Source organism: Dyella humi, from assembly GCF_044904605.1.
Classification (GTDB): Bacteria; Pseudomonadota; Gammaproteobacteria; order Xanthomonadales; family Rhodanobacteraceae; genus Dyella_B; species Dyella_B humi.
The window spans coordinates 1,094,790-1,107,825 of sequence record NZ_JADIKI010000023.1; the positions used below are offsets into that span (position 1 = coordinate 1,094,790).

The 13,036-nt window shown below is 60.0% G+C and carries 5 protein-coding genes; 2 read left to right on the top strand and 3 right to left on the bottom strand.

Annotated features, from left to right (window positions below; genetic code table 11):
• Window position 1: 1 nt before the first annotated feature.
• Entirely contained in the window at window positions 2-1,465 is a 1,464-nt protein-coding gene (gene fliD / locus ISP18_RS16200; protein ID WP_380014266.1) for a flagellar filament capping protein FliD, read from the bottom strand.
• 180 nt (window positions 1,466-1,645) lie between these two features.
• Window positions 1,646-2,878, bottom strand: coding sequence for a flagellin N-terminal helical domain-containing protein (locus ISP18_RS16205; RefSeq protein ID WP_380014269.1), 1,233 nt, complete (start codon window positions 2,876-2,878; stop codon window positions 1,646-1,648).
• Between the two features lie 452 nt (window positions 2,879-3,330).
• On the opposite strand from ISP18_RS16205, the gene ISP18_RS16210 reads away from it, so the two are divergent.
• Window positions 3,331-8,331 (top strand): glycosyltransferase family 92 protein, encoded by a 5,001-nt coding sequence (locus ISP18_RS16210; protein ID WP_380014272.1) that lies wholly within the window; start codon window positions 3,331-3,333, stop codon window positions 8,329-8,331.
• Between the two features lie 1,380 nt (window positions 8,332-9,711).
• Entirely contained in the window at window positions 9,712-10,905 is a 1,194-nt protein-coding gene (locus ISP18_RS16215; RefSeq protein WP_380014275.1) for a hypothetical protein, read from the top strand.
• Window positions 10,906-11,645: 740 nt separating this feature from the next.
• Here ISP18_RS16215 and cqsA read toward each other — a convergent pair.
• Entirely contained in the window at window positions 11,646-13,001 is a 1,356-nt protein-coding gene (cqsA, locus tag ISP18_RS16220; protein ID WP_380014278.1) for an alpha-hydroxyketone-type quorum-sensing autoinducer synthase, read from the bottom strand.
• Between the last annotated feature and the right edge of the window lie 35 nt (window positions 13,002-13,036).

Sequence of the window (13,036 nt, forward strand, 5' to 3'; positions counted from 1 at the left end):
ATCAACCCTTGCTGCTACTGCTGGTGCCGGTTAGCGCATTCATCGCTTGGGTGAGGTAGGAGCTGGTGTTGTTGAGCGAGGTCATCAGGGTGCTCAGGCTCGAATACTGCTTGACCAGCTGCTGCTGATACACCGCCATGCGCGCATTCAACGCCGTCTGCTGGCTCGAAAGCGTGGTCAGATCGTTGTTGAGGCTGTTGACGCGCGATTGCAGCACGCCGCTGCTGCTGTTGAAGTTGGTGACCAGGGAGCTGAGCCGCGTGCCGATACCATTGGTGCCCGTGAAAAGCTGCTGCACCGACGATGGATTGCTGGCCAGCGTATTGGCCAGCGTGGTCGAATTTAGTGCCAGCGTGCCATCGGAATTACGCGTGATGCCGAGGCTGGCCAGACTGCCGAGGCTGCTGCCGGAGACCTTGCTGCTGAGCACGCTGGAGATCTGGCTCTGCACCGACGACAGCGTGGCATCGCCCAGCAGCACGCCGGCGACCTTGGTGGTGCTGTCGTAACTGTCGAGCTGATTGACCGTGCTCGCATAGGTGTTGTACGCGGTAACGAAGTCGTTCACCGCTGTGCTGATCGGTGTGGTGCTCTGCGCGATGGTGAGCTGCGAGCTGCCGGTGGCCGCGAGGTTCACCGTCACACCGGTCAACGCGCCACTCACACTGTTGCTGGCGCTGGTGACGGCAATGCCGTCGATCGTCAGCTTTGCATCGGTTGCCGTGGTGCTTGGCGTGTTGAGCGCGCTAGCCAGCGAGCTGACGCCGCTGCTGCTGCCGCTGCTGGCACTCACACTGAAGGCGTTGGCCGTGCCGGTGCTGGTAGAGGTGAGCACCAGCTGGTTGCCGTTAACGCCGGACACAATGGTGGCGGTGACGCCCGGGTTGCCGCTGGCGCTGTTGATATTGCTGGCGATGGCCGAAAGCGTATCGGTCGCGCCGACCGATACATTTATAGTCTTGCTGCCCACGGTGATGTTGAGCGTGCCGGTACCGATCGTGGACGCGCTGGGTTGCGCCGCGCTCACACTTTTCTGCGCGGTCGCCAGCTGCGTCACGTCGAGGTTATAGGTACCCGGCGAAGCGTCCGGCAGTGTGCTCGTCGTGCCCACGGAGGTATTGGACAGCGTGGCGTTGAAGATGCTGTAGGTGTTGCTGGAGGTCAGCTCGTTCAGTGCGGACTGCAAACCGGTCAACGAAGTCTGCAATGCGGTCAGGCCAGCGATCTTGTTGTTGTCCAGATTGGACTGGTTGGTGATCTGCGCCTGTGGACCGGCCTCTTGTGCATTGACCAGCGCCGTGATGATCGAGTTGACGTCCAGCCCTGTGCCCAGGCCCAGCGAACTGAGCAGGCCGGTACCGCTGATGTTGGAGCTGCCACTGCTGCCGGTGGTGGAGGTGGAGCTGCCGCTGATCGCGCTGGAAAGCGCGCTCGAGGTACTGCTCACGCTGGAAATGCTGCTCATGAAGGGCCTCGTTGAAGGTTCCTGGCGCCATCGAGCCGCCGGCAAAACTCACGCTCTATCAATTCATGAGTGAAAGCTTTGCTCGCCGCTCGCGTAGGTTTTCCGACGGCCCGCGGGCCGCCGGAACCTCTTCAAGCAAAATCCCGGCCATGGCGATTTCGCCATGGCCGGTCGTACCGATTAACCCAACAGCTTGAGGATCTGCTGCGGCTGGGCATTGGCGGTGGCCAGCACCGAGATACCCGCCTGTTGCAACACCTGCGACTTGCTCAACTGCGCGGTAGTGGCTGCGAAGTCGGTGTCCTGAATCGAACTTTGCGAAGCCGTCAGGTTGGTCTGCTGTGCACTCAAGGTGGAGATGGTCGACTGGAAGCGGTTCTGCACCGCGCCCAACGTGCTCTGGAACGTGCTCACCTGAGTCAGCGCCGCATCGACGCGGGAGATCAGGTTGTTGGCATCGTCCACCGTCAAAACATCGCCGCCTGTCAGCGAACCGGAGGCCGTGATCACTGAGCCGTCGGTATAAGCCGCACCCGTGGCCGCAAAACCGCTGGCCGTGGAGCCAGCACCGCTGGCGCCGAACGCAACCGCGCCCGAGGTGAGATTGAACGCCGTGCCCGCCGCACCAGTAAGTGCTGCGCCGGTAACGGCCAGTTCACCCGTGGAGTACAGGTTGATACCGCCACTGGCATTCACTGCCGCGCTGACGCCCGCGATACCGGCCGCATTGATCGCATCGGCCAGGCCCTGCGCATTGCTGGCGCTGGCGCCGCTGAGGCTGACTACTTTGCCATCCGAGCCTTCAATGCTCAGGCCGCTCAGGCTGATCGACTGGCCCGACGCGCCGCTGGCATTGACGAACGCACCGCTGACGTTGGCGGTGGACACTTCCGAGATCTGGCCCACCTGGGACGTGGTAGCGCCCTGGCCGAGCTGCACGTTGATCGCCTGGCCAACGTTCGCGCCGATCTGGAACGACAACTGGCCGACCGATCCATTCAACACATTGGTGCCGTTGAAGGTGGTCTGGTTGGCGATGCGGGTGATTTCCGACAGGTACTGCTGCACCGAGGTGTTGATCGCAGCGCGGTCGGAAGACTGATAGGTGCCGTTAGCGGCCTGCACGGACAGGTCACGGATGGACTGCAGATTGGAGGTGATCTGGCTCAGCGCGGAGCCCGCGGTTTGCGCCAGGTTGATAGCGTCGCTGGCGTTCGTGCTTGCCTGGCCCAGGCCGCCGATCTGCGTCTGGAAGCGGGAGGCGATGGCGTAGCCGGCAGCATTGTCGGCAGCGCTGTTGATCTTCAGACCCGAGGACAGGTCCTGGGTGGCGGTGCCCAGCGCGCTCGAAGAGCGGCTCAGATTGTTCTGGGCCTGCAACGAGGCGATGTTGGTGTTTAGAACGAGTGACATTGGATGTCTCCTGAAACCGGATAGGTGGTACTTAAGCCGGCGGGGTCCGGTCACTGCTGTGCCGACCGCCTCAGGGACTTTTTCGGCGCTGGCGGGGATTACTTGAGAATTTTTTTGCTGTGGGGCCAAGGAGATGGGCGTGGAAAGTGTGATGTGGCGCGCTAAAGGTTTTGTCGGCGCTGCCGAGTTGCGTCTCGCTGTTGTAAAGACAGGCATCCAACTTTCCGATGGCGTCCACTAGTACCTCGTCGTCATTCCGGCCTTCGCCGGAATGACGACGAGGCAAGATTCTCCATCGCTGATTAGTACGCCTCTTCGCCGACAGGGAAATACGCCCTCCCCTTTGGCACCAACATTGCTCCCACCCTCGCATACCCGGCACGGACCCGCCGGAAGTGTCGGTTTTCCGACACCTCCGCACCCGTGCCACTTCGATCAGACGAGGAAGCCACATGCGTTGCGTGCTTGCGATTTGCGCCGTGTTCAAGGACGAGGCCGCGTATCTGCGTGAATGGGTCGAGTTCCATCAGCTCATGGGCGTGGAGCGCTTCTATCTCTACAACAACAACAGCTCGGATCGTTACCTCGACGCGCTGCAGGTGCATATCGCCTCGGGCGCGGTGGTGCTGCACGAATGGCCGCGCCACCCGGCGCAGTTGCAGGCGTACGAGCACTGCTTGAAGACGCACGGCAACGAGGCCGACTGGATCGCGTTCATCGACGTGGACGAATTCCTGTTCTCGCCCAACGCCACACTTTTGCCGGACGTGCTGGCCGAGTACGCAGACCATCCCGGCGTCGGCGTGAACTGGGTGATGTTCGGCTCCGCCGGTCACACGCACAAACCCACGGGCGGCGTACTGGAGAATTACCTGCGCCGCGGCGAACTCGAAAGCGGCGTGCCGTATGCGCACCTGCGCCTGCCGGACGGCAGCTACCGTTCGGAGAACGCACATATAAAAAGCATCGTGCAGCCATCCAAGGTGATGGCCTGCAAGAACGCGCATTTCATGCTCTACACCGACAACGCGCGCGCGGTGGATGAGAACGGGCAGCCGATCGACGGCCCGTTCACCGCCAAGGTGTCGGTGAACAAGCTGCGTATCAATCATTACTGGAGCAAGTCGGAAGAAGAATGCCGCCGCAAGTTCGAGCGCGGCTTCGCCGACGGCGGCGGTGCTCGCGACTGGAACGAATTCCTGGAGCACGAAAAAATTCTCAACACAGTGCACGATGACACCGCACTGCGTGTGGTGGCGCAGCTCGGTGTGTTGCCGCCCACGTGGCCACTGGAAGCTTTCGTGCAGAACGGCGAAGGCGTATGGCATTCGCCGCTGCGCGATCGCGCCCCGCACAAGGCGATCCATGTCATCGCCACGCAGCTGCACGAGCTGGTACGGGATGCGACCGACACGAGCGTGTTCTCGCCCGTGCTGGCGAAAGAAATCCACAGCCGCACCAGCGCCCTGCACCTCTCCCTCCGGCGCGCCAATCTGCTGCAGGCGTTCGACAGCTTTGCCGCTGGTACCCGCGTGCTCGAGATCGGTTGTGGCGGCGGCGTTTTGACGCGTGCCTGGGCCGAGCGCGGCTGCGAAGTGGATGCAATCGAATTCGCGCCACATTGGGCACGCGTCGCCGCGGCGCGCTTGCGCGATTATCCGCAGACACGCGTGTTTCAGGCCAGCTTGCGCGAACTGGCCTTGCAGCCTGCCTACGACGTGGTGGCGCTAACGGTCGCGGACGATTACGCCGAAGCCTGGTCGCGCGGCGATGGTCTGCGTGAAGCAATCACGATCGCCGCCGGCGCGCTCAAGCCAAACGGCGTCCTGATGCTGGCGATGCCCAATCGCCTGGCATCGCCGGATCAGCGTGACATTCCCTCGCGCGCGAAAATTGAAGCAGCGTTACGCGCAGCGGGCCTCGCCGAGATCGACGTACAACTTGCCTTCCCCGATGCGTTGCTGCCGGAAGTGCTCATTTCCATGCGAGCGGCGCAAACCGCGCCCGCATTGCGCCTGGACGACCTGATCGCGCAACGTCCCTTGCTGCGCGAAGCTGGTAAGGAAGCGTCGCAGTGGGAGATGCATTTCGAAGCCGGCACACTGGCCGACCATGCACCGGGATTGCTGCTGGTCGCGCGTCGCAGCGAAACGTCTTCACCCTTGCGCGCCGGCGTTTTGGCCCAAAGCTTTGCCGACAATCGCGTTCCCGCCGGTAACACGGTCACCGAATACGTATTGGAGAACAGCAGCGTGCAGGTGGTGCCGCGCGCGCTGCTGCCGGACACGACATGGACCGGCTCGGCCTTCGATCCCGTGCGCGAACCTTATCCGCTCGCACCGGGACGTTCGCTACTGGTGCTGATTCGCAAGGCCATCCACGAACAGCGCGCCGATCTTTTGGTGACTCTGCTGCGCAAGTGGGGCGCGCTGATCCACGCGCAGGCCGGCGATGACGATAAGATTCCCGGCGAATGGCTCGACGCTCTGCCCGCACACGTCTACCTGGAAGCAGATGGCGAAAGCCTCGCGTTTCATGGCGGGGAATGGCGCGCCCGGCAACCGGTTGAGAAGCAGATTCCGGTATACGTCGGCTTGTGGCAGATCGCCTACGAAGCCGGCCTGGAATCCTTGCTTGGACTAGCAGCGCCGGCCGAACGCGTCACCTGGCTGTGCAAGCGCTTGCTGATCGACGCCTCCGCAGAATGGATCGGTCACGGCCGCAACATCAACGAGGCGTTCGCGCGCGAAATTCACGAGGGCGATTGCTGGAACCGCACCGACCGCCATCTAAAGATCATTCCGGAATGGCTGATTCCGCCGCCGCCTTCGGATCTCTATAAGCACTGGCAGGCGCAGTTGCAGCTCAGCGAAACGGCCGTCGCACAGGCCATGCGCCGCATCGAGCAATACGGCGCACCGCGTATGCAGGTCATCGTGATCGACCAGGCCAACGACGTGGAGGCGATGCAGGCCACGCAGGCGAGCCTGGAAGCGCAGCATTATCCGCACTATCACCTCAGCATCATCAGCGGTGGCGATGACGCGATGGATCAGCTCAACGGCGAAATCGCCGCCAGCGATGCTGATTGGGTGCAACTGCTCTATGCCGGCGACCTGCTGCATCCGGCCGCCTTGCTGCTGTTGGCCGAACGCGTGGTGTCGCATCCTTATCTGCGCGCCGTCTATTTCGATGAAGATGCACACAACAAGGGCGTGTTTGAGCAACCTATTTTCAAGCCGGATTTCAATCTGGACATGTTGCGCAGCTATCCGTATGCCGGCCGCGCACTGGCCTTCAAGCGCCAGCGCTGCGTGGAATTGGGCGGCCTGCAGGCGCACTACGGCGACATGGCGCCGCACGATCTGCTATTCCGTCTGATCGAAACGGACGGGCTGCAAGCCATCGGCCATATCGCCGAAGTAATGCATCGCGCCGCGCTGCCGTACAGCCATTGGCTGACCACGGAAACGGTGAAAGCGCACAGCGCCGAGATCGTATCGAACCACCTCAACCGCATCCGCGTAGCGCATCGCATGGAGCTCGGCGCGCTGCCGGGTTTCAACCGAGTGGTCTACCAGCATGCGCGGCAGCCACTGGTGTCCATCATCGTACCCACCAAGGATCAGCTGCCACTGCTCAACGGCCTCATCGACAGTCTGCTGTCCAAGACCAGCTACCTCAATTACGAACTGCTGATCGTCGATAACAACACCGAGGAACCAGCGGCGTGCGCCTACCTCGACGGCATCGAACGCCTCAACAGTCAGCAGCTGCGCGTGCTGCGCTATCCACATCCGTTCAACTACTCGGCCATCAATAACTTCGCCGCCATGCAGGCGCGTGGCGAATACTTGATCCTGCTCAACAACGACACGGCCGTGCTGCATGCCGACTGGATCGAAGCGCTGCTCAACCATGCGCAGCGCCCGGAAGTGGGCATCGTCGGCGCCAAGCTGCACTTTCCGGACGGCCGCATCCAGCACGGCGGCGTGGTGCTTGGCCTTCGCGGCCCTGCCGATCACCCGTTTATCGGCCAGCCAATGGAAGCGGACGGCTACATGCATCGTCTGCGCGTAGACCAGAACTACACTGCGGTGACTGCCGCGTGCCTGATGATCCGCAAATCGGTGTATGAAGAAGTCAGCGGCCTGGACGAGCAAGATTTCAAGGTCTCATACAACGACGTCGACCTGTGCCTGAAAGTACAACAGGCCGGGTACCTCACCGTGTGGACGCCGTACGCACGGCTGATGCATGTGGGCAGCGTCAGCCAGACCAAGGTCGATAAGACCGCACAGGACGCAAAGCAGAAGCGCTTTCAGGGCGAGCAGAACGCGATGTATCGCAAGTGGCTGAAGCTGCTCGCGCGCGATCCGGCCTACAGCACCAACCTCAGCATCGACGGTACCGGCTTCGAATTGGATGCACTGCGCGGCAAAGCATGGCAGCCGTTCGCCAGTCCGCTGTTGCCGCGCATGTTCTGTGTAGCTGCCGACGAACACGGCTGCGGCCATTACCGTATTCGCCAGCCGTTCGCCTCCATGCAGCGCGAGGGCATGGTCGAAGGCGTCATCGCCGGCGTGCACCTGACACCCGTAGCGATGGAGCGCTTTCAGCCAAGCTCACTGATCATGCAGCGGCAGATCAACGAACATCAGATCAAGCTGCTGGAAAGCTATCGCGACTTCTCCAACGCCTTCAAAGTGTTCGAACTGGACGACCTGATCCAGCAGATTCCAGTAAAGAGCATGTTCCACGGCATCATGCCCAAGGACATCGTCAAATCCCTGCGCCGCGCCCTGTCCACGGTGGACCGCTTCGTAGTTTCCACCGATACGCTGGCCGAGGAATTCAAAGGCTTTCACTCCGACATCCGTGTGGTGCTCAATCACCTGCCGGTGGATTGGTGGAGCAAGCTTGAATCCCAACGCCGCGTAGGCCGCAAGCCGCGCGTCGGCTGGGGCGGCGGCTCCAGTCACCGCGGCGACCTGGAACTGATCGCCGACGTCGTGCGCGACCTCGCGGACGAAGTGGAATGGGTGTTCTTCGGCATGTGTCCCGACAAGCTGCGCCCCTACGTGCACGAATTCCACACCGGCGTACCGATCGAAGAATACCCGCGCAAACTCGCTTCGCTGAACCTGGACCTTGCCCTGGCGCCGCTCGAAGAAAACGCATTCAACGAATGCAAGAGCAACCTGCGCCTGCTCGAATACGGCGCCTGCGGCTTCCCGGTCATCTGCACCGACATCGTCTGCTACCGCAACGATCTACCCGCCACGCGCGTAAAGAATCGCTACAAGGAATGGATGAGCGCGATCCGCATGCACCTGGATGATCTGGATGCAACAGCGAAAACAGGCGATGCGCTGCGCGATGCGGTGCTGAAGGATTGGATGCTGGAGGGCGAGAAGCTGGTGGCTTGGCGGGATGCGTGGTTGCCAAATTGATCGGTGTACCGATGCGCCCTTCGTAGGCTGGGATGCCAATCCCAGCTATCACCCATTCCTATGGGAGCATGTCGGACGATGACGGAGAAGCAACGATCTTCGGTTTGCAGCTGAACTGTGGTGTTGCTGGGATTGCCATCCCAACCTACGAGCTATAGATGCTCCCACTCAACCCAAGTTTACAAATATAACGTTCAGTTGAGGGTTGGCTTTCGCGATGCGCTCAACCAACGTCGCATGGCTGGGCTGAGTCGCGCACGGATCGCGTTGAAAGTGGGGCTAGCGCTAAATCGAAGCACCGACGCCTCAGTGATGCGCACGTTGACCAATCGACATCGCCCGGTCAGCGCCGCCACAAGGACTAGCGTTCGTGGACATCTCAGCATGCGTGCAGCCTCGCCGAGAGGAATCGCACGCGCGATCCATGGCGGAAGGCAGCGAGGACCGCCGGCCGCACGCAGATGCTTCGTGCAAACCTGTGCGCTATGCACACGCAAAATGCCCTGCACAGCGCAACGCAGTACTGTGCGTGTCTGCATGTGCATATCCGTACGCAGCTGCCCAAGACCCCAGCCTTCACACACCTTCGCGCTCAGACCGCGGCGATGCAGCTGGCAACGCAGTGCACGTTCGCTGCGCTGCAATCGTCGACACATCTCGCCGACCGATCGAATGCCCACCCACGTATCCAGGTACTGCAGCTCTTCTATGCTCCAGCATCGTCGCCGTCGTGAAGCATCACGAGTGTTCGCCGCCATCGGCGCGATGGATGCACTCCCCTCGCGCGCGCGCGCCGCAGCTTGAAGTCGCGGAAGATAGCCATGCACACACGGTGTCCCACGCTCCAGCATGAGCATCTCCGTTGTCCGGTCACCATCTTGTTGAACCCCAACACCGCCTTGTCTACATCTCGCCGACACGCGGGTGATGATTCTGCTGGCGCCGCCCCGCGTCGCGCCAACGTCCGGACGTCTATACCTCCGGCGGTGTTGGCTATCTGTCGAATTTTCGTATTCGGTTTATTGGTGTAACCACGCCTATGCATGAAGCAACCTGGACCCGTTATTTGACGAGCCATCGCACCGCACTTTTTTTGACCCTATCAAAGCGCACGGATGAGACATCTCGCGAGTTCGAAGAAAAGTTGGGCGCACTGAATCGGAAAGACTTTTCCCGGCAAACTGAGACGAGCGTCGATTGCGCCATGACCGCGTCGGTCTATAGATGGTCAGCGCGCCCTATTCCCTGCTTCCAGATGGGGCGGGGAAGCGGATGGCTCTTTCGTGATGATCTTTTTTGAAGGAGACAATCAATATGGCAACGAATCTGCGTCAGACACATGCTCTCTTACCGCTGATACTCCTCGCCGGATTATTCAGCATGGAACATGTCATACCAGCCCAGGCACAAGAGACGGCGTATCCCGATCCGAGTGGAGAAAAACAATGCTCGGCTGATGACATCAACGACAGCAATGCCGTGGTGGGGAGCTGCATCCCGGCCAACGCTACCAATCCATCGGTTGCATGGTATGCCGCCACCCGTGGCACGACGCCCACCCTGCTACAGCCGTTGGCTACAGGACAAGACTGTAACGCCGACGCGCTGGCCGATCAGGGGACCATCGTGGGTAGCTGTACGGATGCGAACAATCGCTCGTTTGGGGTGATTTGGAACACACCCACTAGTGCGCCGGTAAAACTCGCTCCCTTGCCCATCTTGTCCGGACTCAATCTCGCCCCCGATGTCGCCACCGGCGCGACCGGCTACAACTTGAGCGGAGACGTGGTGGGCGAGAGTGCTTCCGGTTCGGGCGTCGCGACCGCTGTGCTGTGGCCGGCTATGACCGGCACCCCGATTATCGTGTCGAGCTATGGCGACAATTGCTCCGCGGTGGATGTCAACGGCACTAACGAGGGGCCATCGGGTGCGGGCCATCCGAGCGTTGCACTGAATTGTCCAACCAGTACTGGCCTGGTACAGGGCAAGCTCGCGCAATACACCGCAGGCCTTCTGGGTTACGCGTATACAGCGACTACGTTGCCGCTGCCGACTGGGGCCACTCACTGCACGGTGGCCGCGCTCAATGACGCGCTTCAGGCGGTGGGCACTTGTCATTTCCCGGCTCCGGATCATCCGCAGACCGCGTATTGGCCCAGCCCCACCAGCACGCCCAATCTTCTCACCGTATCCGGTAATGCGCGCAACGGCGCGGACTTTATCAATGCCCCTGGGAATGTGGTCTTTGAATACCAGACTACCAGTGGGGACAGCAGCGCAGGGTTCTGGATACCGACAAGTAATACCGTGACCTTGATCCCACCACTGCCCGGTGGCGTGCGCACGGTCGCTGAGGGATTGGGTGACAACGGAACGGTGACACTCACCAGCGAAGACAGCAATGAAAACTGGGAAGGGGCAAAGTGGACCACCGCCACGGGCACAGTGGCCCTAGGATTTGAAAATAGCGGCGTGGACAGCAGTGTTGTTGGATCGAACCAAGCCGGCACGGCCGCTGCCACCGATGGCGAGGACAGCAGCCAAAATGACACCGCTGGCGAATCCAGCCTCTAGATACGCCGGCGAAAACACGTCAAAACAGCCCGATCGTCGCTTGCGCCGAATGGGCGCAGACATGACCGCTTGGCCCGACATTGAATCACGAGGAGTTGACCTATGAGTACCGTAAGCAAACCGCATCCAAGCATCACCAATGATCACACTGATGAAGCAGGGCAACTCGCCCAGCCATCACTTCGAAAAGGCATAACCGCGACTCGTCTGTCCGCTCGGGTAGGTTTAGCTCTAGTGTTAGCGGTGATAACGGCGACAATGATCTTGAGTCTTCCAGTGGACGCTCGGAGTATTGCAGCCCGCAAGGTGCAATTTGCGCTTCCGCATCACGCTGGACCTCATCACCATAATCTCGACCATGCCATTTATTGTGGCCCTGTGTGGTGTTAATAATTGATGCCAGGTGTCTCTTGGCGGTGATCCCGTGGAAAGGGATCAGATTGGATTACTCCCGGCACCACTCTGACCCCCAGGAAAGAAGGTCGCGGAGTTCGCACTACTGCTTTCTTCGCCGGATAGAACAGGCAACCGACACAGGTCGCACGCATCTCTTATGAGACACCTCGGAACTTTAAAGAAAATTTTAGCGCCCTGAATAAAAGGAGTTTTCTCGCGTGAACTGAGATGTGCGTCGGCTGCACCATCGACGCGTTGCTGACCATACGCGCGGAAACAAATGCTTAACGAAAGCGCCTAACGTGACCCGCACGCGCCATTTGTGCGCGAGCCCTCGGCCAGCTCTATGCCTCGTGTTGGTTGGAAACGGCATCCTCGCCCACGCTCAAATATCGGTTAGCGCTCCACTTTGTAGGAGAAAATTCGTCCCGCTTAGCTTTACATACATCAAGAAAGCGCTCGACCTGAGAGTCGCTGAGGCCAGCATTCAAACTGAAACGAATCAGCGATCGCTTTTTGCCGGTAGCGGGTGGACAAAAGATAGAGCCGAATATACCCGCACGCTCCAATTCATCGCGCATATGCATGACCTCTGGCTCTGTGCCGACTTCAAATGCGACGATCTGTTCCGATCCAATCCTTACGGGATAACCCAACGCGTCAAGTTCAGAACGAATGTGGCGGGTGATGCGCCACAAACGCTCACGGCGCCAATGCTCAGTCGTTATCAGTCGATGTGCCGCCTGGATGGCGGCGACATCGAGCGGCATCAGCGATGAGCTGAATATCGCGGGATTGGAATTCATGCTGATGTAAAGGTTCAGCGAGGCAGGGCAGGCAATAAAACCCGCGCGACATGCGTACGCTTTGGCGAGGCTTGCAGTAACGAAATGAACGCGATTCTGCAGACCTAAACTTGCCACCATCCCTTCGCCATGAGCACCGTGTGTGCCAAGAGAGTGCGATTCGTCGACGATGAGCATGCAGCCACTGTCATGGGCTATCGCTGCACATAGCCCCAAATCGCATGTCGACCCATTTGTGGAATAGACTGAATCGACCAGGATCACACCAATGCCATGCCGAAGAATCAGTTTGTGAAGCCTATCAAAGTCGTTGTGCGGAAAATGGATGCCCTTGGCGCCCGCGCTTCGCATGCCCTCCCATAGTGAGGCATGGGCAAGCATGTCGATATAGACGGGTGTATCGGGTTCTATGACCGACTGGAGTAGACCCACATTGGCAGCAAAACCCGATTGGGTCAGGACCCCTTCTTCGTAACCGAGAAACTTGGCTAGCACTCCTTCCATGGCGTGCAGAGGATCGGAGTCCTGCAAAAAAAGGCTGGACATCATCGGAGCGCCACTGCTCATTCGACAGGCTGACACGATGGCCTCCGCCATTGCCGGGTGGCCGGCAATGGCGAGGTAGTCGTTACTTTGAAGTAGAACGTCCATCTTCCCAGGCTTCCTGCCCTTAAAGATGAAGGTGCCTCCCCAGGTTTTTTGATAACGCTCCATGTAGAAGCGCGCTACGCGTCGTGCCGCAAAATCCGGCAAGGCTACACCATCCGCTTGCGCCTCTATTGGCATGGAGATATCTGTAAATTCCCATTGCAGTCTCGAAGATTTCGCATGTAGCGTCGATACACAGGTGACACGTCGTCTTTGGTATTGTTTATTTCTGACGACGACAGTCATTGCTATCCAGCACACACCACGCGAATGCATCTATT